Origin of the sequence: Paractinoplanes lichenicola, from assembly GCF_016785085.1 — a bacterium.
Taxonomy (GTDB): Bacteria; Actinomycetota; Actinomycetes; order Mycobacteriales; family Micromonosporaceae; genus Actinoplanes; species Actinoplanes lichenicola.
In genome coordinates, this window is sequence record NZ_JAENHO010000001.1 from 921246 (window position 1) to 948194 (window position 26949).

23 protein-coding genes, 1 pseudogene and 1 riboswitch are annotated in these 26949 nt (G+C 71.5%); of the genes and pseudogenes, 13 read left to right on the forward strand and 11 right to left on the reverse strand.

Going from position 1 to position 26949, the window contains the following annotated elements; all coding sequences use genetic code 11:
* The first annotated feature begins 83 nt into the window (after positions 1-83).
* The 3 genes from JKJ07_RS04090 (at position 84) to metE (ending at position 5994) form a co-directional block, all read left to right on the forward strand.
* Positions 84-2447 (forward strand): ribonucleoside-diphosphate reductase subunit alpha, encoded by a 2364-nt coding sequence (locus tag JKJ07_RS04090; protein WP_202989835.1) that lies wholly within the window; start codon positions 84-86, stop codon positions 2445-2447.
* A complete protein-coding gene (locus JKJ07_RS04095) occupies positions 2447-3442 on the forward strand; it encodes a ribonucleotide-diphosphate reductase subunit beta (protein WP_202989836.1) in 996 nt (331 codons plus the stop codon). The genes JKJ07_RS04090 and JKJ07_RS04095 overlap by 1 nt, the downstream gene beginning before the upstream one ends.
* Positions 3443-3451: 9 nt before the next feature.
* A riboswitch (cobalamin riboswitch) is annotated at positions 3452-3662 on the forward strand.
* A gap of 100 nt (positions 3663-3762) precedes the next feature.
* Positions 3763-5994 (forward strand): 5-methyltetrahydropteroyltriglutamate--homocysteine S-methyltransferase, encoded by a 2232-nt coding sequence (metE, locus tag JKJ07_RS04100; protein WP_202989837.1) that lies wholly within the window; start codon positions 3763-3765, stop codon positions 5992-5994.
* Positions 5995-6206: 212 nt separating this feature from the next.
* On the opposite strand, the gene JKJ07_RS04105 is transcribed toward metE, so the two are convergent.
* A complete protein-coding gene (locus JKJ07_RS04105; RefSeq protein ID WP_202989968.1) occupies positions 6207-6539 on the reverse strand; it encodes a hypothetical protein in 333 nt (110 codons plus the stop codon).
* Positions 6540-6758: 219 nt separating this feature from the next.
* Here JKJ07_RS04105 and JKJ07_RS04110 point away from each other — a divergent pair, with 219 nt between their 5' ends.
* The gene (locus tag JKJ07_RS04110) at positions 6759-6911 is read left to right on the forward strand and encodes a hypothetical protein (protein ID WP_202989978.1); all 153 of its coding nucleotides are present in this window, start codon (positions 6759-6761) and stop codon (positions 6909-6911) included.
* A 21-nt stretch (positions 6912-6932) separates the two neighbouring features.
* Here the strand turns inward: JKJ07_RS04110 and JKJ07_RS04115 are convergent, their stop codons facing one another.
* Entirely contained in the window at positions 6933-8048 is a 1116-nt protein-coding gene (locus JKJ07_RS04115) for a hypothetical protein (RefSeq protein ID WP_202989838.1), read from the reverse strand.
* Positions 8045-8545 (reverse strand): SigE family RNA polymerase sigma factor, encoded by a 501-nt coding sequence (locus JKJ07_RS04120; RefSeq protein WP_202989839.1) that lies wholly within the window; start codon positions 8543-8545, stop codon positions 8045-8047. Before JKJ07_RS04120 ends, JKJ07_RS04115 begins: the two co-directional genes overlap by 4 nt.
* Before the next feature lie 133 nt (positions 8546-8678).
* Between JKJ07_RS04120 and JKJ07_RS04125 the strand changes: the two genes are divergently transcribed.
* A complete protein-coding gene (locus JKJ07_RS04125) occupies positions 8679-10778 on the forward strand; it encodes an MMPL family transporter (RefSeq protein ID WP_202989840.1) in 2100 nt (699 codons plus the stop codon).
* 9 nt (positions 10779-10787) lie between these two features.
* On the opposite strand, the gene JKJ07_RS04130 is transcribed toward JKJ07_RS04125, so the two are convergent.
* Entirely contained in the window at positions 10788-13454 is a 2667-nt protein-coding gene (locus JKJ07_RS04130) for an AfsR/SARP family transcriptional regulator (protein ID WP_202989841.1), read from the reverse strand.
* A gap of 141 nt (positions 13455-13595) precedes the next feature.
* Positions 13596-14105, reverse strand: a complete 510-nt coding sequence (locus JKJ07_RS49590; RefSeq protein ID WP_236028237.1) for a TetR/AcrR family transcriptional regulator — start codon at positions 14103-14105, stop codon at positions 13596-13598.
* A 97-nt stretch (positions 14106-14202) separates the two neighbouring features.
* Here JKJ07_RS49590 and JKJ07_RS04140 point away from each other — a divergent pair, with 97 nt between their 5' ends.
* From JKJ07_RS04140 to JKJ07_RS04155, 4 genes are all read left to right on the forward strand, one after another.
* Positions 14203-14931 carry an alpha-amylase family glycosyl hydrolase gene (locus tag JKJ07_RS04140; RefSeq protein ID WP_307834109.1) on the forward strand — a complete coding sequence of 243 codons (729 nt, stop codon included), beginning with the start codon at positions 14203-14205 and terminating at the stop codon, positions 14929-14931.
* Positions 14932-15062: 131 nt separating this feature from the next.
* A complete protein-coding gene (locus JKJ07_RS04145) occupies positions 15063-16379 on the forward strand; it encodes an ABC transporter substrate-binding protein (protein ID WP_202989843.1) in 1317 nt (438 codons plus the stop codon).
* Positions 16376-17266 (forward strand): carbohydrate ABC transporter permease, encoded by an 891-nt coding sequence (locus JKJ07_RS04150; RefSeq protein WP_202989844.1) that lies wholly within the window; start codon positions 16376-16378, stop codon positions 17264-17266. The genes JKJ07_RS04145 and JKJ07_RS04150 overlap by 4 nt, the downstream gene beginning before the upstream one ends.
* On the forward strand, positions 17263-18066 hold the full coding sequence (locus JKJ07_RS04155; RefSeq protein ID WP_202989845.1) for a carbohydrate ABC transporter permease: 804 nt from the start codon (positions 17263-17265) through the stop codon (positions 18064-18066). The genes JKJ07_RS04150 and JKJ07_RS04155 overlap by 4 nt, the downstream gene beginning before the upstream one ends.
* On the opposite strand, the gene JKJ07_RS04160 is transcribed toward JKJ07_RS04155, so the two are convergent.
* Positions 18063-19457, reverse strand: a complete 1395-nt coding sequence (locus JKJ07_RS04160) for a YcaO-like family protein (protein ID WP_202989846.1) — start codon at positions 19455-19457, stop codon at positions 18063-18065. The genes JKJ07_RS04155 and JKJ07_RS04160 overlap by 4 nt on opposite strands.
* Before the next feature lie 30 nt (positions 19458-19487).
* On the opposite strand from JKJ07_RS04160, the gene JKJ07_RS04165 reads away from it, so the two are divergent.
* Positions 19488-19724, forward strand: a complete 237-nt coding sequence (locus JKJ07_RS04165) for a hypothetical protein (protein ID WP_202989847.1) — start codon at positions 19488-19490, stop codon at positions 19722-19724.
* Positions 19721-20305, forward strand: coding sequence for a polysaccharide deacetylase family protein (locus JKJ07_RS04170; protein WP_202989848.1), 585 nt, complete (start codon positions 19721-19723; stop codon positions 20303-20305). Before JKJ07_RS04165 ends, JKJ07_RS04170 begins: the two co-directional genes overlap by 4 nt.
* A 2-nt stretch (positions 20306-20307) precedes the next feature.
* Here the strand turns inward: JKJ07_RS04170 and JKJ07_RS04175 are convergent, their stop codons facing one another.
* A complete protein-coding gene (locus JKJ07_RS04175; RefSeq protein WP_202989849.1) occupies positions 20308-21375 on the reverse strand; it encodes an LCP family protein in 1068 nt (355 codons plus the stop codon).
* Between the two features lie 3 nt (positions 21376-21378).
* The gene (locus JKJ07_RS04180; RefSeq protein WP_202989850.1) at positions 21379-22173 is read right to left on the reverse strand and encodes a polysaccharide deacetylase family protein; all 795 of its coding nucleotides are present in this window, start codon (positions 22171-22173) and stop codon (positions 21379-21381) included.
* 362 nt (positions 22174-22535) lie between these two features.
* On the opposite strand from JKJ07_RS04180, the pseudogene JKJ07_RS51585 reads away from it, so the two are divergent.
* Positions 22536-23003, forward strand: a pseudogene (locus JKJ07_RS51585) (CPBP family glutamic-type intramembrane protease); the annotation flags it as partial.
* A 130-nt stretch (positions 23004-23133) separates the two neighbouring features.
* On the opposite strand, the gene JKJ07_RS04185 reads toward JKJ07_RS51585, so the two are convergent.
* The 3 genes from JKJ07_RS04185 to JKJ07_RS04195 form a co-directional block, all read right to left on the reverse strand.
* Positions 23134-23781, reverse strand: coding sequence for a response regulator (locus JKJ07_RS04185; RefSeq protein ID WP_307834110.1), 648 nt, complete (start codon positions 23779-23781; stop codon positions 23134-23136).
* Positions 23778-24878: a sensor histidine kinase gene (locus JKJ07_RS04190; protein WP_202989851.1), complete on the reverse strand. Its 1101-nt coding sequence runs from the start codon at positions 24876-24878 to the stop codon at positions 23778-23780. The genes JKJ07_RS04185 and JKJ07_RS04190 overlap by 4 nt, the downstream gene beginning before the upstream one ends.
* Before the next feature lie 84 nt (positions 24879-24962).
* The gene (locus JKJ07_RS04195) at positions 24963-25595 is read right to left on the reverse strand and encodes a GOLPH3/VPS74 family protein (protein WP_202989852.1); all 633 of its coding nucleotides are present in this window, start codon (positions 25593-25595) and stop codon (positions 24963-24965) included.
* Between the two features lie 71 nt (positions 25596-25666).
* Here JKJ07_RS04195 and JKJ07_RS04200 point away from each other — a divergent pair, with 71 nt between their 5' ends.
* The gene (locus JKJ07_RS04200; RefSeq protein ID WP_202989853.1) at positions 25667-26791 is read left to right on the forward strand and encodes a Gfo/Idh/MocA family protein; all 1125 of its coding nucleotides are present in this window, start codon (positions 25667-25669) and stop codon (positions 26789-26791) included.
* Positions 26792-26949 lie beyond the last annotated feature (158 nt).

The window sequence follows — 26949 nt, forward strand, 5'->3', positions numbered from 1 at the left end:
GACGGCCGACGCCATCATGACGGCCGACCGTGGCCGTCGGCGTCCCCGCGTGCCTTCACTGAGGTCTCCAGGGGGACGCGAAGATGACGGTCACGCAGGACAAGACAACCGTGCCGGAGCAGCGCCGGCACGTGATGCAGGTGCGCAAGCGCAACGGCGACCTCGAGACGGTCGACGTCAACAAGATCGTCAAGGCCGTCGAGCGGTGGGTGGCCGACCTCGACGAGGTGGACCCGCTGCGGGTCGCGACCAAGACGATCAGCGGCCTGTACGACGGTGCGACCACGGCCGAGCTGGACAAACTGTCCATTCAGACGTCGGCCGAGCTGATCGGCGAGGAGCCGCAATACTCGAAGCTGGCCGCGCGCCTGCTCGCCGCGTACGTGGAGAAGGAAGTTCGCAATCAGGGGGTCGCGACCTTCAGCCAGTCGATCCGGCACGCCCACCAGCAGGGTCTGATCGGCGACGAGACGGCCGCATTCGTGGCGCGGAATGCCCGCAAGCTCGACGACGCGATCGACGTCTCGGGCGACCTGCGCTTCGAGTATTTCGGGCTGCGTACGGTGGCCGACCGCTATCTGCTGCGCCACCCGCAGGAACGTACGGTGGTCGAGACGCCGCAGTATTTCCTGCTGCGCGTCGCGTGCGGCCTGTCGCAGACTCCGGCCGAGGCGATCGGCTTCTACCGCCTGATGTCGTCACTGGCCTATCTGCCGAGCTCGCCCACATTGTTCAACTCGGGCACGCGGCACACGCAGATGTCGTCGTGCTTCCTGGTCGACTCGCCGCGCGACGAATTGGACTCCATTTACGAGCGCTATCACCAGGTCGCGAAGCTGTCCAAGTTCTCCGGCGGCATCGGCATCTCGTGGTCCCGCGTACGCGGCCGGGGCGCGCTGATCCGGGGCACGAACGGGAAGTCGAACGGCATTGTGCCGTTCCTCAAGACGCTCGACGCGGGGGTGGCGGCGGTCAATCAGGGCGGCCGGCGCAAGGGCGCGGCGTGCGTCTATCTGGAGCCGTGGCACCCGGACGTCGAGGAATTCCTGGAACTGCGCGACAACACGGGCGAGGAGTCCCGGCGTACGCACAATCTGAACCTGGCCAACTGGATCCCGGACGAGTTCATGCGGCGGGTCGAGGCCGACGGCGACTGGTCGCTGATCGACCCTTCGGACGCCCCCGATCTGCCCGACCTGTTCGGTGAGGCATTCGACGACGCGTACAGAAAGGCCGAGAAGAAGGCCGTCAAAACCGTCAAAGCCCGGGACCTGTACGGGCGGATGATGCGCACCTTGGCGCAGACGGGCAACGGCTGGATGACGTTCAAGGATCGCTCGAACGCGCTCTCCAACCAGACCGGCGCGCCCGGCAACACGATCCACCTGTCCAACCTGTGCACCGAGATTCTCGAAGTGAACAGCGACGACGAGACGGCGGTGTGCAACCTCGGCTCGATCAACCTGGGCGCGCACATCATCGCGGACGGCGTGGACTGGCCGAAGTTGCGCAAAACCGTTCGTACGGCGGTCGTCTTCCTCGACCGGGTCATCGACATCAACTTCTACCCGTCGGACCAGGCCGCGAAGTCCAATCCGCGCTGGCGGCCGATCGGGCTCGGGCTGATGGGGCTGCAGGACGCGTTCTTCCAGCTGCGGCTGCCGTTCGACTCGGACGCGGCACGCGAGCTGTCCACCCGCGTACAGGAAGAGATTTTCCTGACCGCGCTCGAGTCGTCGGCCGAGCTCGCCGAGCGTTTCGGACCCCACCCCGCGTACGGCGAGACGCGCGCGGCGGCCGGGGATCTGCACCACGAATTGTGGGGCGCCACGCCCGCGCAGACCGAGCGGTGGGCCACGCTCAAAACGCGCATCGAGGCGACCGGATTGCGCAACTCGCTGCTCGTGGCGATCGCGCCGACGGCCACCATCGCGTCGATCGCGGGCTGCTACGAGTGCATCGAGCCGCAGGTGTCCAACCTGTTCAAGCGCGAGACGATGTCGGGCGAGTTCCTGCAGATCAATTCCTATCTCGTACGGGAACTGAAGGCGCGCGGCCTGTGGACGGCGCCGATCCGGGAGCAGATCAAGCGGGCCGAGGGCTCGGTGCAGGGCATTTCCGAACTGCCAGCCGACGTACGGGAATTGTTCCGGACGGCTTGGGAGCTTCCCCAGCGTGCGCTGATCGATCTGGCCGCGGCCCGCGCGCCCTACATCGACCAGTCGCAGTCGCTCAACCTGTTCCTGAGCGCGCCGACCATCGGCAAGCTCTCCTCGATGTATCTGTACGGCTGGAAAGCCGGCCTGAAGACGTCGTATTACCTGCGTTCGCGACCCGCGACGCGCATTCAGCAGGCCACCGTGTCCGTCGCCCCGATCGCCGTCGCCGACGACGAGGCGCTCGCCTGCTCCCTGGAAAACCCCGAGTCCTGTGAGGCCTGCCAGTAATGCTGCTCGATCCCGGAATGGACCTGACCCTGCGGCCGATGAAGTATCCGGCCTTCTTCGACCGGTTCAAGGACGCCATCAAGAACACCTGGACCGTCGAGGAGGTCGACCTGCACTCCGACCTCGCCGATCTGCAGCGGCTCTCCCCCGCCGAGCAGCACCTCGTGTCGCGGCTGGTCGCCTTCTTCGCCACCGGTGACACGATCGTGGCCAACAACCTCGTGCTCAACCTCTATCAGCACGTCAACTCGCCCGAGGGCCGGCTCTATCTGTCGCGCCAGCTGTTCGAGGAGGCCGTGCACGTCCAGTTCTATCTGAACCTGCTCGACACCTACGTGCCGAACGAGCAGGAACGGTTCGAGGCATTCGCGGCGGTCGAGAACATCCCGTCGATCGCCCGCAAGGCCGAGTTCTGCTTCAAATGGATCGACTCGGTCTACTCGCTCAGGGAACTCAAGTCGCGCGAGGATCGGCGGGCGTTCCTGCTCAACGTGATCTGCTTCGCCGCGTGCATCGAGGGCCTGTTCTTCTACGGCGCCTTCGCGTACGTGTATTTCCTGCGCTCCCGCGGCCTGCTCAACGGGCTCGCCTCCGGCACCAACTGGGTCTTCCGCGACGAGAGCATGCACATGGCGTTCGCGTTCGACGTGGTCGACACCGTACGGCAGGAGGAACCCGACCTGTTCGACGCCGAGATGGAGCAGCAGGTGCGTGACATGCTCGCCGAGGCCGTCGAATGCGAGGTGCAGTTCGCCGCCGACATCCTCGAACAGGGCGTCTCCGGCATGTCCCTCGGCGACATGCGCGAATACCTGCAACACGTGGCCGACCGCCGGCTCGAAGTTCTCGGCATCGAACCGGTCTACGGCAGCAAGAACCCGTTCGCCTTCATGGAACTGCAAGACGTCCAGGAGCTCTCGAACTTCTTCGAACGCCGCGTCTCGGCCTACCAGGTCGGCGTCACCGGCACAGTCTCGTTCGACGACGACTTCTGACGACCCCGTACGATGGCGGGCGGTGCTGGTTCGCCCCGTCCGCCAGGCGGGGTGTCGTAAGAGGGAACCCGGTGCGATACCGGGACTGCCCCGCAGCGGTGAGTGGGAACGAAAGCCGTCATCAAGCACTGGACCCCGTACGGGATCTGGGAAGCGACGGCCGGTAGGCGCGAGCACGACGCCCACGAGTCCGAAGACCTGCCAGCGCCGCGCACGCCGCCCGGTGTGCGCTGCCGGCGGTTCCTCGGGAGAACCCAGGTCGCGCTTCAGCGTGCCTTCTCCTCCCGTGCCCGCCGGGCACTTCGAGGGAGGGACCCCTGATGTCTTTCGGTCAGAGCACCGTTCTCGGCTATCCGCGCATCGGCGCGAACCGTGAGCTCAAGAAGGCCGTCGAGGCCTACTGGTCGGGCACCGTCGACGCCGCCGCGCTGGAGGCCACCGCGGCCGGGCTGCGGGCCGAGGTGTGGCAGACGCTGCGCGACGCCCGGCTCGACGCCATCCCGTCCAACACGTTCTCGTACTACGACCACGTGCTTGACACCGCCGTGGCCGTCGGCGCGATCCCGGAGCGATTCGAGCGGCTCGGCCTGTCGAAACTGGACACCTATTTCGCCATGGCCCGTGGGGTCGACGCCGAGCCCGCACTCGAGCTGACCAAGTGGTTCGACACCAACTACCACTACCTGGTCCCCGAGATCGACGACGAGACCATCTTCGCGGCCGATCCGGCCAAACCCTTGCGCGAGTACGCCGAGGCACGCGACCTCGGGATCACCACGCGCCCCGTGCTGGTCGGGCCGGCCACGTTCCTGTTGCTGGCCAAGGGATCCGCGCCGTTCGAAAGGTTCGGCGAGCTGACCGACACGTACGCGGAGATTCTGGGCCGGCTGGCCGACGCCGGGGTGCCGTGGGTGCAACTGGACGAGCCCGCCTACGTCGCCGACCGTACGCCGGCGGAGATCGACGCCCTGCGCGCGGTCTACCACCGCCTCGGCGGCCTCGAGAACCGGCCGAAGATCTTCGTGGCCACCTACTTCGGCGAGCTCGGGGATGCCCTGCCCGCCCTGCTCGACACCCCGATCGAGGCACTCGGTCTGGATCTCGTCGCCGGCCCGGGCAACCTGGCCCGGTTGTCGGCGGCCGGCCCGCTCGGTGGCAAGACGATCGTGGCCGGGCTGGTCGACGGGCACAACATCTGGCGTACGGACCTGGGCGCCGCCGTGGCCACCGGCGCGGTCGTCGCCGGGCTGGCCGATCATGTCGCCGTCTCCACCTCGTGCTCGCTGCTGCACGTACCGGTCGACCTGTCCGCCGAGAAACACCTGGACCCCGACCTTCACGCCCGGCTCGCCTTCGCCCGGCAGAAGGTCGACGAGGTGGTGCTGCTCGGCAGGGCGCTGCGCGACGGCACCGCTGACCTGCCTTCGCCGCCGCCCGCGCCGCCTGCCTCGTGGCGCAATGCCGGGGTACGCGATCGGCTGGCCGCCCTGACCCCGGCCGACCGGCAGCGCGGCCCGTACGCCGAGCGGGCGGCCGCCCAGCAGGCCCGGCTCGGCCTGCCCGACCTGCCCACCACGACCATCGGCTCGTTCCCGCAGACGCCGTCGCTGCGGGCGGCCCGCGCTTCGCTGCGCGCGGGACGGCTTTCCGCGGACAGCTACGCGGACCAGATGCGGGCCGAGATCGAACACGTGATCCGGCTGCAGGAAGCCCTCGGCCTGGACGTGCTCGTGCACGGCGAACCCGAGCGCAACGACATGGTGCAGTACTTCGGCGACCAGCTCGACGGGTTCGCCACCACGGAGTCCGGCTGGGTCCAGTCGTACGGGTCGCGGTGTGTTCGTCCCCCGATCATCTTCGGTGACGTGGCCCGGCGCGGCGCGATGACCGTCGAATGGTCGGCCTTCGCCCAGTCGCTCACGCCGAAGCCGGTCAAGGGCATGCTCACCGGCCCGGTCACCATCCTGGCCTGGAGTTTCGTCCGCAACGACCAGCCCCGCGCCGAGACCGCCGACCAGGTCGCGCTGGCCCTGCGCGACGAGACCGCCGACCTCGAGGCGGCCGGCGTCAAGGTGATCCAGGTCGACGAGCCGGCCCTGCGCGAGACATTGCCGCTGCGCAAGGCGGACCAGAAGGCCTACCTGGACTGGGCGATCGGCGCGTTCCGCCTGGCCACCAGCGGCGTCGCCGCCGACACCCAGGTACACACCCACCTCTGCTACTCCGAGTTCGGCGAGGTCATCACGGCCATCGACGCCCTCGACGCCGACGTCACCAGCATCGAGGCCTCCCGCTCCAAGATGGAGGTCCTCGCCGACCTGGCCGCGATCGGCTACAGCCGCGGCGTCGGCCCCGGCGTCTGGGACATCCACTCCCCGCGCGTGCCAACGCACGACGAGGTGGTCGGCGCACTACGCCGGGCGGTCGCGGCCGTGCCGGCCCAGCGCCTGTGGGTCAACCCCGACTGCGGCCTCAAGACCCGCGGCTACGCCGAGGTCGAGGCATCCCTGCGGCACCTGGTCGCGGCCGCCGCCGAGGTCCGCGGCAGTTAGTCCTTTACTCCCCGGGTGCGCCGGCCCACTGACGGCCGGAGGGGGCCGGCGCACCCGGGAACAACGGCGCGGACACGCGGGTGGCCAGCGGCGGATTCGCCTGCCACATGCTGCCCGGCCGTCACACGGGCGCCGGCGACGGAACCGGGTGGTAGGCCGGGACGTACGGGGCCGGCCGGGTCGGCTTCAGGTGCACCTGGGTTGCGCCGAGTTCAACGTCCCGGGGCAGGGATCACCGACAGCTCCAGCATCGGCGGGACCTCGGCCACCCCGGGCCCGCCCGCGTGCACCCAGGTCACCAGATCGTTCTCGACGGCGTCGCTGAGCACCAGGCCGAACCAGACCGGTGCCGCGCCCTGGCGGCGGGCGGCCGGAGTGGGGTGCACGACCATCACGTTGGCCTCGGCACACACGTCCAGGCACTGGCTTGTCCGCACCCGGTGGGCCGGGGCGAGCACCTCGCGCAGGCGGTCCAGTTGGGCGTCGTGGTCGATCGCGGGGTGTTTCAGGGCGTTGCCGCAGCAGCAGTCGCGGCAGACGGTCAGGGTGCAGCCTTCGGGGGTCCTCACCCCGCCACGGTAGGCGCCGGTCCGCACCGAGGTCGAACCGGCCTGCGGTGCCGATAAGAATTGATTTGGAAAGATGCGCAATTGTTCATTTGAGCATTTGTGGGACCAGTGTTGAGCAGCACATATGCATTTCTTGCGATAAGCGAATTCGGGTGGCTAGCCTCGGCTCACCGCCACTGATTCGGAGAATGAAGAATGACTGACACTTTGCACGAGACGCATATCGCGCACGACCACCAGCACGGCGACGACTGCGGTCACGCCGCCGTGCCGCACGACGATCACGTCGACTACGAGCACGACGGTCACCGTCACCACGCCCACGACGGGCACTACGACGAGCACTGACCGCCCGCAGGATCGGCGGCGTCAGGGGCCGACGATGGGTTGCCAGTCGGACGTGTCGTCGCAGGTGCCGATGATCATGTTCTGCACCATCCGGTCGAGGGCCGCGTACGGGATTGCCGTGCGGTCCTTGACCGTGAGCGTGACCGCGCACGAGCCGGCGTCGATCAGCAGCTGGCTGCCGTCCTTGTTGTTGAACGGGCCACCGTTGCCTTCGATGTACCACGTCTTGTGGCCCGCGATGAGCTTCATGGGCCGCTTGGCGTAGTCCTCGCCCCACATCGTCATGATGCCCTCCATCGGCAGCGCGATGACGCTCAGCGGCGTGCTGTACGGCATCATGAAGAACGGGCTGGACTGGTCGGGTGCCTCGTCCGGGTTGCCGAGTCCGATCTGCGCCTCCACGCCGTGTTCCGCCACGTCCCGGCTCTCGGTGTAGGAGACGGGCAGGTCGTCGGGCACCCAGCCGAACCGTACCGGCGCCTTCGCGGTGTGCGGCGCGGTCAGCCGTACGGTCTGGGCCAGCCGCAGCAGCGACGCGCGGTCCACGCTCTCGTAGACGATCACCCATGCGCCCGACGGGTCCTGCCAGCCCACGGCCGGCCCGATCCGGTACGGCGTGCCGCCCGGTCCTGTGCTCGGCGAGTCGGTCGGGGCCGGCTCTTCGAGCTTGTCCACGTAGTGGGCCGGGTGCCCCTGCACGGTGACCTGTTCGCCGCGGCGCAGCCGGGTCGGGTCGAACGTGCCCGGGTCGTGAACCGCGACGGTGCCGCCGCCGTCCCTGCTGGAGTTCTTGAGCGACCGGGCGACGAGGAACTGCGTCTTGCCCTGCGTGCCGTGCAGCATGGTGAAGTAGGTCGGGTTCGACGCCAGTTCCAGGGTGTGCTCGTACGGCTCGCGGTAGTAGGTCATCGGGCCGGCCGGGTTGGGCGGCGGCGGCTCGGCGCTGTAGGACCGGACGACGGACGGGACGGCCATCGCGGCGGCCACGGCGACGACGGTGACTACCGCCCCGCGGATCCGGTTGCGGCGGCGCAGGCGTACGGCTCCGGCCTGGGCCTGCTCGACCAGCCCGGCAGGGTCGGGAGCGTGGCCGGCGCCCTGTTCGAGGGTGCGCTTGAGCTCGTCCAGGCTCGTCACGAGTGGATCCTTTCGCTGGTCGTGGGTTCGTCGAGTTCGATCCGGAGCGCGGCCAGGGCACGGCTGGCGTTGCTGCGCACGGTTCCGGTGCGGCAGCCGAGCACCTCCGCGATCTCGAGGTCGCTCAGGCTCTCGTAGTACCGGAGGACGATCACCGCCCGTTGCTGGCGGGGCAGCCCCATCAGCAGGCGCCACAGGTCGTCGTCGGGTTCGGGCGCTTCGGGTGCGCGTGGCGCCGCCGCGCCGTCGACCACTTCCTCGCCCAGCGGCACGGTCCACAAGCGCCGGCGTCTTCGCAGCGACAGGAACTCGTTGGTCACCATCCGCCGCACATAGCCGTACGGGTCCTGGACCGACCCGATCCGCCCCCACTTCACCAGCGCCCGCGTCAGCACCTCCTGCACGATGTCGCGGGCCTCCTCACGGTCGCCGCTGAGCAGCACCGCATATCGCAGCAGCGAGGCCAGCCTGGCCGCCGCGAACTCCTCGAAGCTCATCCGTCGCCTCCCCGTCGGTGCTCCTAGGGTTAGAACGCAAACGTCGGCGAATCTGCTGCACTGTTGCGCATCGGTGGCCGGCGATGGTTGCATGTGCCACGGCCGCCCCTCCGGCGCCGATCGGGAGGGCGTCATGCTGGCTGGGCTGGGCCGGGCGATGTATGAGCGGCGGTTCGTCGTGATCGCCGCGTGGGTCGCGGTCGCGCTGGCCGGCGCCGTGTTCGGTGGCTCCGTCTACGATCGCACGCAGTCCGTCGACACCCTGCCCGCCGATGCCCCGGCCACTGCCGCGCAGGACAGGCTGGACGCGCTGGACCCCGAGGGCGAACGGGTGGTCGCGGTCATCTCCGGGCGTGACGTCGGCGCGACCGAGCTGATCACGAGCGTCACCCGGATCGCGTACGAGATCCGCGCCCTCCCCGGCGTGGCCGAGGTCGACGATTCCTACACCACGGGCCGGCGGCAGATCTCCACCGACCAGCAGGGCTCCCTGGTCACAGTGGAGTTGAAGCCGGGCCTGAGTGACGACGAGGCGTTGCGGGTGGCCGATCAGGTCAGCGCGGCCCTGCGCCGCATCGACGCCCCCGAGATCCTCATCGGCGGCGGGCTGCTGGCCGAGCGCGAGTTCACCGATCAGGCCGTACGGGATGCCGCCGTGGGCGAATCCGTCGCGCTGGTCTGCGTGGCGTTGCTGCTGATCGTGCTGCTGGGTGGCCTGGTCGCCGGCCTGCTGCCGCTGGCGGCCGCCCTCGCCGCGGTCGCGGGCACGCTGCTCACGTTGACCGGGCTGGCCGGTCTGCTCCCGGTCAGCGAATACGCGGTCAACGTGGTCACCCTGCTCGGCATCGGCCTGGCGGTCGACTACAGCCTGCTGATGATCGCCCGGTTCCGGGAGGAGCGGGCGGCCGACCCGCGCGCGCCGCTGGCCGTCCTCATCGACCGTACGGTGGTCACCGCGGGCCGGGCGGTGCTGATCTCCGGCTCGGCCGTCGCCGCGGCGCTGGTGGGGTTGTTCGCCTTCGGTGACCCGCTGCTGGCCGCGATGGCGATGGGCGGGGCGCTGGTCGTCGTGCTGGCCACGGCGGCCGGGCTCACGCTCGTGCCCGTGCTGATCGCGCTCGCCCACCGGCGCATTCCGGCGCCCCGGCCGCCCAAGCGGACCAGCCTGCTCGTACGCCTGGCCGGGTTCGCGCAGCGCCGCCCGCGCGCGGTGGCCCTCACGGCGACGGCCGGCCTGCTGGCCCTGAGCGCCCCGCTGCTGTTCGCCGAGTTCGCCAACTCCGACGTCCGCGTGCTGCCCACGAGCAGCGAGGCCCGCCAGACGTACGAGGCCACGCAGGAGAGGTTTGCCGACCCGCCCAAGCAGCCGCTGACCGTGGTGGTCGAGGCGCCCGCGGACCGGCCGGACGTCAAGGAGCTGTTCGACCGGGTCGAGCAGCTCCCGGGAGTGTCCGATGTGTTCGTCCGGTCGGAGCTGCCGCCCGGGGTGAGCGTGGCCGACGTGGTGCCCAGCGGCGCCGCCGACGGGCCCGAGGCGCAGCGGCTGGTGGCCGAGCTGCGGTCCCTCGATGCGCCCGCTCCCCTGCTGGTGGCCGGGCCCGCGGCGGAGCTGACCGACGCCAAGCGCTCGGTGGCCGACCGGCTGCCCGTCGCGCTGGCGATCATCGTGGTGTCCACCGCGGCGCTGCTGTTCGCGCTCACCCGCTCGGTGGTCGTGCCGCTCAAGGCCATCGCGCTGAACGTGCTGACGCTGCTGGCGACCATGGGCGTGCTGGTCGCCGTCTTCCAGTGGGGCTGGGGCGCCGGCCTGCTCGGCTTCGAGTCGTGGGGCGCGCTCGACCTGACGACCCCGCTGCTGCTGTTCGTCTTCGCCTTCGGGCTGTCCATGGATTACGAGGTGTTCCTGCTGGCCCGGGTCATCCAGGAGTGGGACCGGCGGACGGCCACCGACGCCGCCGCGAGCGACCGGGCCGTGCTGGCCGGGATCGCCGCGGCCGGCCCGGTGATCACCACGGCCGCCCTGGCCATCGGGATCGTCTTCCTCGGCTTCGTGCTGGGCGACCTGATCGCGGTCAAGGAGATCGGCGTCGGGATGGCCGTGGCGGTGCTGCTCGACGTCACCGTGATCCGGGGCCTGCTGCTGCCGGCGACGATGTCGCTGCTCGGCCGGTGGAACTGGTGGCGTCCCGGCCTGACCGCCACGGCTCCGCCGGCCCAAGTCCCAGTCGCCTGAGGAAAGGCCTCAGAGCAGCTCGCGCACGGCCGCCGCCCGCTTCGGGTCCAGCGGCTCGAACACCGCCAGGGCCCGCCGCAGGTGGCGCTGCCCGTCGGCAACCCGGCCCAGCTCGAGGCAGGCCCGGCCCAGCTGCACCATCGACTCGGCCTCGAGCAGGGCGTCCCCGGCCGTACGGGCTTGGTCGGCCGCCTGCTCGGCGTAGCGGGCCGCCTCGGCCGCCCGGCTGTCGGCGTTGCAGGTCTCCGCGAGCCGCCGCAGGATCTCCGCCACGTCGCGCGGCCCGCAGAACTGCCGGGCCAGCTCGAGCGCCTCGGCGAAGTGCCCGATGGCCCGGTCGATCCGCAGGTCGAGCAGGTAGGCCTCGCCCAGGTTGCTGGCGGTCAGCGCGCGCAGGTGCCCGGCCCCGGTCAGCTCGGCGCTCAGCGTCGCGGCCTGGTGCAGCCAGCGGATCGCCTCCGCGCCGTTGCCCGCGTTGTTGTGCACGGCGCCCAGGTTGAGCAGGGCGGTCGCCGCGCCCAGCCGGTCCCCGCCGGCCAGCCGCAGCTCGTACGCCCGGCGGCAGCTCTCCGCGGCCTCCTCGTTGCGGCCCAGATGGCTGTACGGCATGGGCAGGCGCCCCCGGATCAGCGCCTCCCCCGCGGTGTCCCCGGCCCGGACGGCGGCGTCGGCGGCCACCCGGTAGAGGTCGATCCAGCGTTCCAGATGCCGGCGCCGCACCAGCCAGCCGTACAGGGCCGCGGCGATCTGCCAGCCGATCTCGGGGAAGCTCCGGCAGCCGATCAGCACGGCCGCGGTCAGGTTGTCGGCCTCCGCGTCGAGCCAGGCCATGGCCTCCTCCGCGGTGCCGAAGGTGAGCGGCGACGGCGAGGCGAAGTTGGGGCGCTCGGCCGGCCGGAGCACCCGGTCGGCGGTGTTGGCCACATCGCGATACCAGGTCAGCACGCGGCGCTGCGCGGCGTCGTGCTCGCCGGTGCCGGCCGCCTGCTCGCGGGCGGCCAGCCGCACCAGGTCGTGCATCCGGTAGCGGCTCGGCGCCGGGCGCTCCAGCAGGTGCACGCCGGCCAGCCGGTCGAGGACGGGGCGGGTGCCGGTCGGGTCGGTGCCGAGCAGGGCGGCGCACGCGGCCAGCCCCGGCGTCTGCCCCGGATGGGCCGAGAGCAGCGCGAACGAGCGACGGGCGGTGGCGTCGAGCGCTCGTACGGAGAAGCCGAGAGCCCGCCGTACGGAGATGTCGTCCTCGCCGTCGTCGAGCACCGCCAGCCGTTTGCCCTCGTCCTCGAGCTCGCGCACGATCGCCGGCAGTCGCCGCCGGCCGTCGAGCCGGGCCGCCACCACGCTCACCGCCAGCGGCAGGCCCGCACACAGGTCGACGAGGCGACCGGTGAGCCGATCGTCGTCGCGGTTGTCGAGCTCGGCGATGCGGTGCAGCAGCGTGGCCGACTCGCCGGCCGACAGCCCGGCCAGGGGCAGCCGCCGCACCCCCTGCGCGACCAGGCCGTCGAGCCGGCTGCGGCTGGTCACCAGGGCCAGGCAGCCGGGATGACCGGGCAGCAGCGGGCGCACCTGGCGGGCCGAGGCGGCGTTGTCGAGGATCAGCAGCACCCGGCGGTCGGCCAGCCGGGAGCGCAGCTGGGCCGACCGCTCGTCGACGTCGAGGGCGATCTGCTCGGGCGGGGTGGCGAGGGCGCGCAGCATGCGGTCGAGGGCGTCGGCCGGCTCGATCGGCTCGCCGTCGCCGAAGCCGCGCAGGTCGACGTAGAGCTGGCCGTCGGGGAACCGGGTGCGGGCCGACCAGGCCCAGCGCAGCGCGAGGGCGGTCTTGCCGACCCCGGCCGGGCCGACCACCGCGACCGCCGGCGCCTCGCCGTGCCACTTCTCGACGGCGGCCAGCTCGGGGTCGCGGCCGACGAAGGTGGCCGGGGCCGCCGGCAGCTGGGCGGGCCGGGGCTCGGCGTCGCCCAGCAGGCTTCGATGCCCGCGCTGCAGGGCCGGGCCGGGGTCGGCCCCGAGCTCCTCCTGCAGGTGCCGGCGGATCGTGTCGTAGTGGGCCAGCGCCTCGGCCGGGCGGCCCGCCGCGTCGAGCGCCTCCATCAGCGCCAGGGCCAGCGGCTCGTGCAGCGGGTGGCGGCCGGTCAGGTCGGTGAGCAGCGGGATCGCCGCGGCCGGGTGACCCGCGTGGCGCTCCGCCGCCGACCAGGCGATCGCCGCGTCGACGTGCTGCCGCTGCCACGCCTGGCGGGTCTGCTCGGCCCAGTCGCCGGTCAGCCCGGCCATCGGCTCGCCCTGCCACAGCTCCATCGCCTCGCGCAGCAGGGTGAGCCCGCGCTCCGGCGGGCAGTCGGGCTCGGCGGCCCGCGCGACCAGCCGGCCGAACCGGTGCACGTCGACCTGCTCGGGCTCGACCGCCAGCACGTAGCAGCCGGAGGCGAACGTCAGGGCGGCGTCGGGCTGGACGAGCCGGCGCAGCCGGGCGATGTGCGCGTGCAGCGTCTGCCGGGCCGAGGGCGGCGGCGAATCGCCCCAGACCCGGTCGATCAGCACGTCGGTGGGGGCCGGCTGCGCGCCCTCGGCGAGCAGGAAGGCCAGCACGGCCCGCTGGCGGGGATGCCCCGCGCCGAGCGGCTGCCCGTCCCGCCAGACCTCCACCGCGCCCAGCAGGGTGAACCGGAGCACTCCGCCCTGTCCGCCCTTCCGCTGACAAGCCCATCGATCGTTACCGACCGATGGTAGCCGCCGCAAGAAAACCACAAGCGCGGCGTGCGAGCCTGCTTGTCAGCGGCCCGTGGACGGCACGGGGGTCCGTCCACGGGCCGCTCACGTCAGGCCGTGCCAGCCGCGGCCCGAGAGCGCGGCGGCCACGGCGGCGATCGCGTCGTCGATGACTATTGCCCGGTCAGCGGCGGGATGACCGCGCTCGGCCCAGAGCACGCAAACCTCGTCGACGAACCCGAGATAGCCGGCCAGGGCGTAGTCGAGCGCCGGGTCGGCCGGCAACTCGAACAGCTCGCGCAGCAGCGTGACGTAGCGCCTGCGGGCGTCGCGGCGCAGCGCGATCACCTCGCTCGGCTCGTTGCCGGGTGACCGGAGTGGGGTGAGCCAGCCGACCGACCACTCGGCCACCATGTCCAGATAGACGTGCAGGCTGCACTCCAGGCGCTCGCGGCGACCGGCACCGGGGCCGAGCGCGGCGTCGGCGGCCCGTTGCCGCTCGATCAGCCGGGCCACGCCGGCCTCGGCCACCGCCAGATAGAGCCCGCTCTTGCCGGCGAAATAGCGGTGGACCAGCGCCTCGGAGGCCTCGGCCGTGCGGGCGATCTGCGCCACGGACACACCGTCGACCACTTCCGGATCGACCCGCGGCTGGGCGACGACGACGACTACGACAAGCTCGTCGGCGCGGCCCCGCGAACGGGGGTTACGGGTGCTGCTCGACGGCGTCTTCAACCACGTGGGCCGTTCGTTCCGGGCGCCCGGCCACTGGTTCACGGGCGGGGACTTCGAGGGCCACGCCGGCCTGCGCGAGCTCGATCATCGGCAACCCGAAGTGCTCGACCACACCGTACGGGTGATGAAGCACTGGCTCGAGCGGGGAGCGGCCGGGTGGCGACTCGACGCCGCGTACGCGGTCGAACCGGCCTTCTGGAAAGCCGCGACCGACCGCGTACGCGTGAGCCACCCGCAGGCCTGGTTCGTCGGCGAGGTCATCCATGGCGACTATGCCGCGTTCGTGCGGGACGGCGGCCTCGACGCGGTCACCCAGTACGAGCTGTGGAAGGCGATCTGGAGCAGCCTCAACGACGCCAACTTCTTCGAGCTGTCGTGGGCCCTCGACCGGCACGCGGCCGTCGTCGAGGCGGGGCCGCCGCTGACGTTCGTGGGCAACCACGATGTGACCCGGATCGCCACCAAGCTCGACGATCCCCGGCATCTCGGGCACGCGCTGGCCGTCCTGTTCCTGGCCGGCGGCGTCCCCAGCGTCTACTACGGCGACGAGCAGGCGTTCCGGGGCATCAAGGAGGACCGCGCGGGCGGCGACGACGACTACCGCTTCCCGATCGCCACCGACGGCCTGCGCGTCGCCGAGTCGTCGGCGCCGTCCGCCCACCCCGCCACCGTGCCCGCCCACGGCTGGGCGGTGCTGACGGGCTGACGCTCCGGTGGCGACTCTGCGTTGCCGCGCGCATGCTACCGGTGAGACATGCCTCGACGAAGTTGCGTCGGTTAGTGCGTCGTCTACGGGGCATGCGGCGGACAAGTTTCGGGCTACGCGGAGGTGGCGGCATGTCAGCAGTCGGACGGCGAACATTCCTCAAGGCAGTGGGCGCGGCCGGTGCGGCCGGATGGCTCGGCGCGTGCTCGTCCGACGACGATTCGGGCGGCGGCGCGTCCACGAGCGGCCCGCTGTCCGGCAGCGCGACGTTCACCACCTGGGCCAACGATCAGGAGGCGGCGGCGTTCAAGAAGCTCGCGGCCGACTTCAAGGCCGCCCGCGGCGCCGACATCAAGATCGAGGTGCTGCCGTACGACCAGATCCGTACGGTCGTCGACCGGCGGCTGCAGGCCAACGAGGCGCCCGATCTGTTCCGTGTCTCCTACACCGATGTCGGCAGCTACGCCGAGAACGGGGCCCTGGCCGACCTCAGCGACCACTTCGGCGACTCGTTCGGCGACGCGTTCCTGCCGGCCCTGTGGTCGGCCGTGCAGTCCGACGGCAAGCCGTTCGGGGTGCCGCACCACACCGACACCTCGGCGCTGGTCTACAACAAGGCCCACTTCGCCAAGGCCGGCATCACCTCGGTGCCGTCGTCGCTGGACCAGGCGTGGACCTGGGAGCAGTTCACCGACGTGCTGCGCAAGCTCAAGGCGGCCAACCCGGGCGTCTCGCCGTTCGCCTTCAACTATCAGCTGTTCGGCGCGTACCGCTGGTTCAACACCCTCTATCAGGCCGGCGGCACGCTGCTCGACGACGCGCTGGAGAATCCGGCCCTCGACTCGGCGCAGACCCGCAAGGCCCTGGAGTTCACCCGCAGCCTCTACACCGAGGGCCTGCACGCGCCGAGCGTCCTGGTCAAGCGGCCGACGTACCCGGACGAGATCTTCCCGACCCAGAAGATCTCGATGATCCAGGCCGGCGACTTCCTGATCCCGTCGCTCGACGCGGCCATCAAGGACAAGTTCGAGTGGGGCGTGACCTACCTGATGCGCGACGCCGGGGCGGCGACCGACCTGGGCGGCAACGCGGTCGTGGTCACCGACGGCGCGAAGAACCTCGACGTGGCCGCTGAGTTCGCCAAGTTCCTGGTGACCAAGGAGAACATGCAGGCCTTCTGCGAGAGGACCACGGTGCTGCCGGTCCGCAAGGATCTGGCCGACGCCAAGCTGGCCTACGCCGCCCGGCCCGACCTGATGCCGGTCTTCCAGCAGCAGGCCACCACCATGCCGGAGGGGCTGGTCAAGGCGGCCACCTCGCGGGCCTTCGCCGGGATCAACCAGGCCCTGGTCGACACCATGGACCAATACCTGTCCAATCCCTCGGCCGGCACCGACGACACCGTGCGGGCGCTGACCGACGGCGTACAGAAAGCTCTGAAGGCTTGAGCGCGGCGCGCGTGGCCGGCCGGCGCGCGGAGGCCTGGGCCGGCGTCGTGCTCACCAGCCCGGCCCTGCTGGTGTTCACCGTCTTCATGTTCGTGCCGATCGCGCTGACGTTCTGGTACAGCCTGCACCGCTACAGCGGCTTCGGCCGGATGCGCTGGCTCGGGCTCGAGAACTACCGCACGATCGCCGACGACCCGACGTTCTGGACCGCGCTGCGCAACACCGCCGTCTTCACGGCCGTCTCGGTGCCGCTCAGCATCGCCCTCGGGCTGGGCGCGGCCCTGCTGCTCAACCGCTGGATGCCGGCTCGGGGGCTGCTGCGGGCGCTGGTCTACGTCCCGGTGGTGATCTCCGGGGTGGCGGCCGGCGTGATCTTCCTGCGACTGTTCGACCCGGTCACCGGCATCGGCAACCAGCTGCTGACCCAGGCCGGCCTGCCCGAGATCAACTGGCAGGGCAACGGCGCCGCGGCCATGGTCTCGGTCATCGCGGTCACGACCTGGCAGGGCATCGGCTTCGGCATGGTCGTCTATCTGGCCGGCTTGCAGGGCATCCCGCGCGAGATCTACGAGGCCGCGGCGGTGGACGGGGCGGCCGGCTGGCGCCGGTTCCGCCGGATCACCTGGCCGCTGCTGGCGCCGACGACGTTCTTCCTGGTCGTCTATTCGATCATCACCAGCTTCCAGGTCTTCGACGTCGTCTACGTGCTGACCCGCGGCGGTCCCGGCACCTCGACCACGTTCCTCGTCCAATACGCCTACGACCAGGGCTTCAACCAGCGGCGGCAGGGCTACGCGGCGGCCATCGGCATGATCCTGTACGTCATCGTGCTGGCCCTCACGATCGTCCAGTGGCGGCTGCGGCAACGAAGGGACGCCTCCCTGTGACCCGGATTCGCGTCGCGCTGGCCGTGGCCGGCGTCCTCGTGCTGATGTTCCCGATCTATTGGATGCTGCGGGTCTCGGTGGCGGGCACCGACGAGCTGAGCACCCTGCCGGTCGCGCTGTGGCCGCGCGAGTGGCATCTGGAGAACTTCGTCGAGCCGTGGCGGCAATATCCGTTCCTGCGCTGGCTCGGCAATTCCGTCGTGATCGCCGTCGTCTCGGTCGTCGCCACCGTCGGCATCAACCTGTGCGCCGGCTACGCCTTCGCGAAGCTCCGCTTCCCCGGCCGCGACCTGCTGTTCCTGCTGATCATCAGCACCCTCATGGTGCCCATCCAGGTGATCATGGTGCCGCAGTTCCAGCTGGTGATCGATCTCAACCTGCTCGACAGCCTGGGCGGGGTGATCCTGCCCCGGCTGGCCGAGGCGTTCGGGCTGTTCATGGCCCGCCAGTTCTTCCTGTCCATCCCGGACGAGCTGCTCGAGGCGGCCCGCTGCGACGGCGCCGGGCACCTGCGCACGTTCCGCTCGGTCGTGCTGCCGCTGTCCGGGCCGCTGATCGCGGTCCTGGTCATCTTCACCTTCATGTGGCGCTGGAACGAGTTCGTGTGGCCGCTGATCGTGCTGACCGACAGCGACTCCTACACGCTGCCGGTCGGGCTGCAGTTCCTGATCCAGCAGTTCGGCAGCAACTTCGGGCCGCTGCTGGCCATGTCGTTCCTGTCGATCCTGCCCATGCTGGTCGTCTTCGCCGTCTTCCAGCGCTATTTCGTCGAGGGCATCGCCCGCACCGGAATCCGTTAGACGGCGACGGAATGACGGGGCGGCTCGCGGTAGAGAGGGTAGAGCGGACCGACGATGTCGTCGGCCACCGCGTACGAATACCAGACCGGGCCGCCCAGACGCTCCTCCGCCTCGGGGGTCAGCAGCACGCGGGCCGTGTGCGTGCCGGAGGGCTGGGCCTGCACGCGTACCAGGTCGAGCCCGCCGGCCAGGGAGTCGCGCACGCCGGCCTCCCCGATCCGCCCGTACGAGAGGGTCTCGACCTCCAGGCCCGGCACGACCACCTTGACGGCGACCACCCCGTCGACCTCCTTGCGGGCCACCAGCACGTCGTACCCGGCCAGGGCCTGCACCGGCGTCCGGTCGGGGGCGGCGATGCCGGCGTAGTCGACGGCGCGCGACTCGTCGGGCGCGGTGAGCTCGCGCAGGGTTTCGTGCGGCAGGTCACGCCAGGCCGTCATCGCCTCGTACGCCCGCGCCTCGCCGCGCCCCGGCGAGTCGAGCTTCGCCCAGTACGCCTCGGGGGCCACGGCCCGTACGGCTTGCGGGTCGCCGAAGAAGAAGGCCTTGCGCACGCGGGAGTTGGCGTATTCGAGCAGCGCCTTGATCAGGCTGACCTCGGCCGACGGGTGCGCCGCCTCCCCGCCCGCGGTCACCAGAATGCCCTGGCCCGGCGACGGATCGACGCCCATGGCATAGGTCGAGACGACGCCGAGCTCGTTCGCGGCGTGCTTGAGCACCGGCCGTACGCCCTGGGCGGCCAGCCGGTCGGCCAGCGTCCGCACCGCATCCGGCAGGGTCTCGGGGCGGATCACCGGCGAGCGGCGATCCAGCGCCCGGAAGCGCAGCCCGTTGGTGTGCCGCTGCAACAGTTCGAACAGCCCGTGGTGGAACGCCTGCTCGTCGTCGAGGCCGGCGCCGCGCCCGTTGGAGATCGGCGTGATCAGCCGCCGCGGGCCGCGCACCTCGGAGGGCCCGCTGGCGACGAAGTCCTCGGGCACCAGCACCGTCTCGCCGGTCGCGCGGCGGGTCATCGGGAGCCAGACCAGCGGCATCGCGGCGTCGTAGGGCGACCCGGCCGGCAGCCCCAGCGTGCGCGGGTCGGCCACCCTGTCCCGGCCCTCGGCGGCCACCAGCTCGGCATACGACCCCGTACGGGCGGCGGCGTGCCGATCGGCCAGGTCGAGCGCGGACATGACGTTCTCGGCCAGCTCGCCGAGGCCGCTCACCTCGGCCGCCTCGGGCGTCGCGCCGTAGCCGTTGCCGTGGTGCTTCAAGCGGCCGTCGACGGCGAGCGAGCAGCTCGTCACGGGGACGCCCAGCCGGTCGAGGGCCGAGATGTCGAAGCTGACCACCTCGCCGAAGCGCGACAGAACCGTACGGTATTGGCTGATCACGGTGGCGAGGAACACTCGACCACCCTACGACGGGAGGGCGCCTGAATGCCCAGCGAGCAGAGCCACCTCAAGCGCATGATCCTCAGTCAGTCGGTGGAGGGCACCGCCATCCCGATGGTGCTGTTCAGCGACGACACGCTGGCCGAGGCGGGTCCGGCCGACCAGCCCGAGGTCGTCACCCGCACCGCGGCCGGCCTCGGCATCGACCCGGACGGCCTGGAGTTGTTCTCGTTCGACGCCTACCGGTTGCAGTCCGCCCTCGGCGAGGGGCTGGCCCCGTGACCCGCTGGACGCCCGGGCACAGCGCCGCCCTGACCCGCTCGCCGATCGTGGCCCTCAACTTCCACGAGATCGACGCCGAGCACCGTGATGAGGTGCGCCGCGCCCTGCGCCACGTGGCCGGGCTCGGCCCCCGGTACGACCCCGACGAGCCCGCCGAGGACGAGGGTCCCCGGGTGTTCGTGGCCTTCTACGACGGCATGCGCGACGCCGCCCTGTTCGGCGCCGAGGAGTGCGACCGGCTCGGCCTCCGGGCGTACTTCTTCCCGCTGTTCCAGCATTACGACCCGCACCTGGCCAACGTGACCGACGACGAGTGGCGCCAGATCGCCGCCGTCCACGAGATCGGCTTCCACACCGCGAGCCACGCCACGGTCGCCGAGGTCACGCCCCTGACCGTGCGGCGCGAGGTGATCGAGCCGATCGCCCGCATCGAGGCGCTCACCGGCCGCCCGCCGCGGATCGGCGCGTGGAAGGGCGGCACCCGCTTCGACGCCGCCCTGCTCGGCAACCGCACCGCGCGCGAGCACGGCATCCGGCATCTGGTCTCGAACTGGTCGATCGAGCGGGTGCCCGCCGCCTGACGTCAACGACCATGCCGTACGTCGTTGGGTGGGTACTCACGCACGTACTCGTCGAGCCGGTCGCGGCGCAGCGCTTCGAACAGCTCGCGGCTCTGAGCCTCGTCGGGCACCATCACCGCCCCGACCCCGGACACGTTCCTGTTCTCGGCGATCGGCAGCGTCAGGAACGTCATGTCCTTGGCCCGCAGGTGCCGCAGTGTCAACGCGAGGCGCTGCACCGGCATGCGCCGGTCGACGGTCATCATGCCGGCCGCCGTACGGACCAGCTGGTCGAGCTTCTGCGGGTCGGTGAGAAGATTTTGGGCGGCGATCTTCTCGGCCAGCGCCCGCAGGTATTGCTGGTGCCGCTTCGACCGGTCGAGGTCGTCGTTGGGCAGGCCGCGGCGCTGCCGGACGTAGTACTCGGCCAGCTGGCCGTCGAGGTGCACCCGACCGGCCGGGAAGGCGACGCAGCGGCGGGACCGGCCCTGCGGGTCGTGACACGGCGCCGACGGGTACGGGCTGTTGTCGGGCAGGAAGCGATAGGCGTCGACGCTCTTCTTGTCGATGGTGACGTCGACGCCGCCGACCAGGTCGGTGAGCTTGCGGATGCCGGCGAAGTCCACGATGACCGGCCAGTCGACGGTGATCCCGCCGAACTGGTTGATCGTCTGCACGAGCCGGGGCGCGCCGCCCCACGCGTAGGCCGCGTTGACCTTGTTGCGCGACCCGCGCTCGCCGTCGGCCGTCGCGATCGGCAGATACGTGTCGCGCGGGATCGAGATCACGTACGCCTGCTCGGTCGACTTGGGGATGTGGATGAGGATGACGACGTCGCTGCGCCCGTCGCCCGGCTCGCCCTTCGTGCGGCTGTCCGACCCGATCAGCAGCAGGTTCATCGGGCCCTTGACCTTGGGCGGCTCGGTGGGGGCGCCCGCGGACCGCGACGGGGCGGGCGGCAGCAGGTCGGCCCGGTCGACCGCGTCCTCGTATCGGTTGGAGAGCGCGCGCATGCCCGTGAAAGCGGCCAGCCCTCCGGTGGCCAGCACGACGAACACGATGGAGAGCACCAACCACCAACGACGGCGCATCGCTCACACCCCCACGAAACGATAGCCGGAATCGAGGAGCACGGGCACCACGCCGCGCAGCGCCTGGACCGTCTGCGACCGGTCGCCGCCCCCGTCGTGGGTGAGCACGATCGACCGGTTGCCGACCTGGTCCAGGATCTTCGAGCGGATCCGGCCCGCACCGGGATTATCCCAGTCCCGGGGGTCCACGTCCCAGGCGATCGAGGTCTGCCCGAGCGTCGCGCACACCTGGAAGACCGTGGGCGACCAGCTCCCGTACGGGGCCCGGAAGAGCCCGGGGATCCGGCCGGTCGTCGCGGCCACCGTGTCCACCGTGCGGCCCACCTCGGTCTTCACGCGTCCGGCGGACTGCTTCTTGAGGTCCACATGCGACCAGGTGTGGGTGCCGATGGTGTGCCCGTCGGCGGCGATGGCCCGTACGAGGTCGGGGTGGGCCGCCGCCTGCTGCCCGATCACGAAGAACGTGGCCTTGACGTGGTGCTTGCGCAGCAGCTTGAGCACCTGCGGGGTGTACGCCGGATGCGGGCCGTCGTCCAGGGTGAGCGCCACGACCTTCGCGCCCCGGCCGGTCGGCACGACGTACCGCGGCTCCTTCTGCACCGGAGTGCGGGGCAGCCCGGTCGGGGTGGGTGACGGCGAAGGCGACGGCGGGGCCGACGAGGGCGGCACGGTGGCCGGCGGCAGCTCGGGCGCGTCCGGCTCCGGCTGCGGCTTGGCACAGGCGCTGAGCAGGGACAGGCCGCCGAGGGTGAGCAGCACCCGCCGGCTGCCGGTCCACCGCTGTTGTTGTATCGACATCTTTGCCTCCGGCTCCGCGAGATCGACGCTCGTTCGCGAAGTACGGAAAGTCTGGTGACGAGATGTCAGGAACTGATGAGGCGCCCGTACGCCGGAGTTTTCTCACAGTTGGTTGATCGAGGTAACCGATTCGGGGCCTCGAGACGTAGTCCACCGGTCGGAGACGGTCGATGGATCTCCGTTCCCGGGTGGAGGTGCCGGCCGTCCGTCGTGCCGAGACTGGGCCGATGTTTCGGACGCTTTCGGATCGGGCCTCGGGGCTCGTGTTTGTCGTGGTGGTTCTCGCGGTGTCGGCCGGCACCGCCCGGATCGCCGACGGGTTGATCCTCGCCTTCTCGCCGCTGCTCGTGACGGCGCTGATGATGCTGGTCGTGACGCGGGAAGGCTGGTCCCGCGCCGGGTGGCGGCGGCTCGGGCTGGGCCGGCTCGGGCTCGGCAGCTGGCCGGTCGCGGTGGCGGCGACCGCGGGGGTCAGCGCCCTGGCCGCGGTGCTGGTCGTCGTGACCGGGGCCGCGCGGTTCGCCGTGCCGCACGGCTCGTGGCTGACCGACCTGCTCGCGCTCGGTCTCACCGGGCCGGTGCTGGCCTTCGCCGAGGAGATCGGCTGGCGCGGTTACCTGCAGCCCCGGCTGCGGTCGTCGGCGGCCGTCGGCGTGGTCTGGATCGCCTGGCATCTGCCGTACATCCTGCTCACGCCGTACTACCACGCCGACGGGAACCGGCTGCTGGTGCTGGGCCTGTTCGCCGGGTCGGTGCTGGCCTTCTCGGCCCTCTTCGGGTCGCTGCGGGAGCGTACGGGCAGCGTGTGGCCGGCGGTGCTGGCTCACTTCGCGCACAACGCCACCTTCGCCTGGCTCGCGACGCACGCCCTCGAGACGAGCCACCCGACGCTGGTCAACGAATACCTGGCCGGCGACACCGGCCTGTTCGTGCTGCTCGGGACGGTGGTCGCCGCGGCGCTCATCGCCCGAGGGACTGCGCGAGGATCACGGCCTGCACGCGATCCCGAAGGTCCAGCTTGCGCAGCACCGCACCCAGATGCGTCTTCACCGTCGACTCGGCGACGTGCAGCCGGGCCGCGATCTCCGCGTTGGTGAGGCCGAGGCCCACGGCGGCCAGGATCTCGCGTTCCCGCCCGGTCAGCCGGTCGAGCGCGGGCTCGGGCGCCGCGGGCGCGGGGACGGGCCGGACGAAGGAGTCGATCAGCCGCCCGACCAGCCGTGGCGCGACCGGCGCCTCCCCGGCCGCGGCCGAGCGGATCCCGGCCAGCAGCTCGGCGGGCCCGGCGTCCTTGAGCAGATAACCGGAGGCGCCGGCGCGCAGGGCCGCCACGAGCAGGTCGTCCGCGTCGAACGTCGTCAGCATGACCACCCGGGGCGGGCCCGCCGTCGCCAGCAGGCGGCGGGTTGTCTCCACCCCGTCGAGACCGGGCATCCGGATGTCCATCAGCACCACATCGCTCTGGTGGCCGGGCGCCCGCAGCATGGTGAGCGCCGACTGCCCGTCGGCGGCCTGACCGACCACGCTCAGGTCCGGGGCGGCGTCGATGATCATCGTGAAGCCGGCCCGGACCATCTCCTGATCCTCGACGAGGAAGACCCGGATCACCGCTCCCCCACCGGCACGCTCGCCTCCACGCGGAAGCCGCCCGCCGGCAACGGCCCCGCCTCGAGCGTTCCGTGCAAGGCGTGCAGGCGCTCGCGCATCCCGGCGATGCCGACACCCGGCCCGCGGCCGATCGGGCCGCCCGCACCGTCGTCGTCGATCCGCACCCGCAGCACCCCCGCCGCCATCCCGACGGTGACGGTGGCCGCCGCGCCCACGCCGGCGTGCTTGACCACATTTGTCAGGGCTTCCCGGATCACCCGGAGCATGCTCGGCGGCATCAGAGCGAGCGTAGGACCGTCGGCGGCGACGGTCACCGGCACCCCGGCCGCCCGCACCATGTCGGCGATCCGCTCCACGTCCCCGAGGCCCACCGGAGCGCCGGAGACGGGGGCCGGGTCGCGGAGCATCTCGACCACCTCGCGGACGTCGGCCAGCGCGGACCGGGCCGTCCGGCCGATGGTCTCCAAGGCCTGCCGCGGCTCACCGAAGGCGCCCGCGTCGGCCTGCACCACCACGACGGTCAGCGAGTGCGCGACCAGGTCGTGGATCTCGCGGGCGGCGGCCAGGCGCTCGTCGCGGTGCCGGCTCTCGGCGAGCGCGCGCAGGTTCTCCGTACGGCCGCGGACCAGGTTGCCGATCAGCCACACCAGGACGACGAGCACGGCCAGCACGACACCGATGAACACGGCGTTGGCCACGTACCGGGGCGGGGTGCTCCACCGGAACCCGGCGACCAGACAGCCCGCGGTGGCCGCGACCAGCGCGGTGAGCCGGACCGCCAGCGACCGCACGTGCGCGGCGATCGTGTGGACCACGACGGCCTGGGCCAGGTTGGCCGGCAACGGGACGAGCAGCACGACCAGCTGCACGACGAAGATCGCCGTCGACCAGGCCAGGACCGTACGGGGAAAGCGACGGCGGACGGCGAGCGGAAGCACGGTCGCAGTGCCGACCACCAACCCGAGCGGACCCGCGATCAGCACGCTCGGCAGGCCGGCCACCACCCAGACCGCCCCGGCCAGCAGGCCGTCGAGCAGCACCGGCCGGGTCCGCGCGAACCGGTCGACCCGCGCCGCGAGGAAGGGCCGGTTGCTCATCACGGCATGGTAGGCGCCGGTCTAGGTGGTGCGCGTCAGGCTCAGGCGGCCCGCCGCAGCGCGATCGAGGCTCTCGTTCGTGGCTCAGGCGGCCCGCCGCAGCGCGATCGAGGCGAACAGGGCCTTGCGCAGACCGGGCAGCTCCCGGTCGACGCGGTCGTTCAGCGCGCGCACCGCGGGCTTGTGGCCCCACAGGTCACGCCACCCGAAGACGGTGCTCACATTGCCGTCCATCGCCAGCGCGGCCAGCACGGCCTCCCCGATCGGCCCGGGCTCACCCAGGACCGCCCCACGGACCCGGCCCCGCAGGTCGTCGACCGCCCCCGGGTCGGTGACACCGATCCGTTCGGTGGGCACCAGCCCCAAGACCCGGCGCCGCTCGACCGTGACCAGCCCGGCCGCCACGAGAAGGCCCCGCACCGACTCCTCGGCCGTCGGCCAGCGCTGCTCCAGCACGTCGAACCAGCCCCGGGCCCGGCCCGGCGGGACGTCACCGAGCACCCGGGCCAGGAAGGGGTCGAGCGACGCCGGCACGGCCGCGTCCGCCCGCTCGGCCTTGCCGCCGCGATCACGCAGCAAACCGGCCAGGCACAATTCGGCGACCGCGGCGCCGCGGAGCAGCGAACCCCGGACGGCCGCGCTGTCGTCGTCGAGCCGGCCCTTCTCGGGTTGATGACTCACCAGGAACAGCTGATGCGGCAACGGCAGGCTCGGCATCCCGATAGTGAAAACGTCGTTCCCACCACACAGTCCAGCCGGCTCCCGGTGAACCGAGTCACCATGGGGGCATGACGATCGGTGTCGGCATTGCCGGGTTGAGCGCGCGGGGTGGCTGGGCGGCCGGGGCACACCTGCCCGCGCTGGCGGCCGTCGAGGGGATCGAGCTGCGGGCGCTGACCGCGGGTTCGGCGGCTTCGGCTCGGGCCGCGGGTGATGCGTACGGCGTCCCGGCCTACCCGTCCGTCGACGAGCTGGCCCGCGACGAGAACGTGGACCTCGTCGTGGTGGCGGTCAAGGTGCCGCACCATCGTGAGCTCGTGTTGCCGGCGCTCGCGGCGGGGGTGCCGGTGCTCACCGAGTGGCCGCTGGCGGTCGACCTGGCCGAGGCGCGGGAGCTGGAGCGGGCCGCGGGCGGCACGCGCACTTTCGCCGGTTTGCAGGGACGTTCGTCGCCGACGTTCCGGTGGCTGGCCGACCTGGTGTCCCGGGGGTTCGTGGGCGAGGTGCTGTCCGCGACCGTCGTGGCGTCCTCGACCGAGTGGGGCACCCCGGTGTCGCCGCCGCAGGTCTACACCCTCGATCGCCGGCTCGGGGCCACGATGCTGACCATCGCCTTCGGGCACGCGATCGACACGGTGTCCATGGTCGTCGGGGAGCTGCAGGACGTGGTGGCCACGACCGCGACGCGGCGCCCACGCGTCCCGCTCGCCGGCACCGGGCAGTTCGTCGCGATGACCGCGGAGGACCAGATCGCGGTCTCCGGCACGCTGCCCGGCGGGGCCGTCCTGTCCGCCCACCACCGCGGGGGCGCGGTGACGGAGGCGGGCTTCTCGCTGACCGTCGACGGCACCGAGGGCCGGCTCGAGGTCACCGGGGCCGAGTTCCCGCACATCGGCCCGGTCGCGGTGCGGGGCGTACGAGGCCGCGGCCCGCTGGCCGAGCTGCCGCTGCCCGCCGGGTACGACAACTATCCCCAGCTGGCCGGGACGGTGCGGCACACGCTGACGCACGCCTACGCGACGATCCGCGACGACCTCCGCCACGGCACGTCCGTGGCCCCGGACTTCGCGCACGCCGTACGGCGGCACCGGCTGCTCGACGCGATCGCACGCAGTGCCGCCGAGGGACGGCGAGTTCTTCTTTCCGATCCGCGGACCCAGACGTTGCGCCGGCCGTGCGCCGGGGCGAGGTAGGCGATCCTCGTGCCGTCCGGCGAGATCGACGGGTGGGCGAAGGCCGGATCGGTGAAGAACTCCGCCACCTCGATCCGCCGTGGCTTCGCGTTCCGGTTCGACGTCGTGCTCATGCGACAATCCCTTCCGTACCGCTGGGAACTTAAGTTGGTGGAGGT

What these genes read in the sequence shown, in the direction of transcription:
- JKJ07_RS04175 (WP_202989849.1), bottom strand. Translation starts at nt 21,375, where the DNA reads ATGCGCCGTCGTTGGTGGTTGGTGCTCTCCATCGTGTTCGTCGTGCTG.
- metE (WP_202989837.1), top strand. Translation starts at nt 3,763, where the DNA reads ATGTCTTTCGGTCAGAGCACCGTTCTCGGCTATCCGCGCATCGGCGCG.
- JKJ07_RS04195 (WP_202989852.1), bottom strand. Translation starts at nt 25,595, where the DNA reads ATGCCGAGCCTGCCGTTGCCGCATCAGCTGTTCCTGGTGAGTCATCAA.
- JKJ07_RS04110 (WP_202989978.1), top strand. Translation starts at nt 6,759, where the DNA reads ATGACTGACACTTTGCACGAGACGCATATCGCGCACGACCACCAGCAC.
- JKJ07_RS04145 (WP_202989843.1), top strand. Translation starts at nt 15,063, where the DNA reads ATGTCAGCAGTCGGACGGCGAACATTCCTCAAGGCAGTGGGCGCGGCC.
- JKJ07_RS04180 (WP_202989850.1), bottom strand. Translation starts at nt 22,173, where the DNA reads ATGTCGATACAACAACAGCGGTGGACCGGCAGCCGGCGGGTGCTGCTC.
- JKJ07_RS04125 (WP_202989840.1), top strand. Translation starts at nt 8,679, where the DNA reads ATGCTGGCTGGGCTGGGCCGGGCGATGTATGAGCGGCGGTTCGTCGTG.
- JKJ07_RS04190 (WP_202989851.1), bottom strand. Translation starts at nt 24,878, where the DNA reads ATGAGCAACCGGCCCTTCCTCGCGGCGCGGGTCGACCGGTTCGCGCGG.
- JKJ07_RS04165 (WP_202989847.1), top strand. Translation starts at nt 19,488, where the DNA reads ATGCCCAGCGAGCAGAGCCACCTCAAGCGCATGATCCTCAGTCAGTCG.
- JKJ07_RS04090 (WP_202989835.1), top strand. Translation starts at nt 84, where the DNA reads ATGACGGTCACGCAGGACAAGACAACCGTGCCGGAGCAGCGCCGGCAC.
- JKJ07_RS04200 (WP_202989853.1), top strand. Translation starts at nt 25,667, where the DNA reads ATGACGATCGGTGTCGGCATTGCCGGGTTGAGCGCGCGGGGTGGCTGG.
- JKJ07_RS04095 (WP_202989836.1), top strand. Translation starts at nt 2,447, where the DNA reads ATGCTGCTCGATCCCGGAATGGACCTGACCCTGCGGCCGATGAAGTAT.
- JKJ07_RS04120 (WP_202989839.1), bottom strand. Translation starts at nt 8,545, where the DNA reads ATGAGCTTCGAGGAGTTCGCGGCGGCCAGGCTGGCCTCGCTGCTGCGA.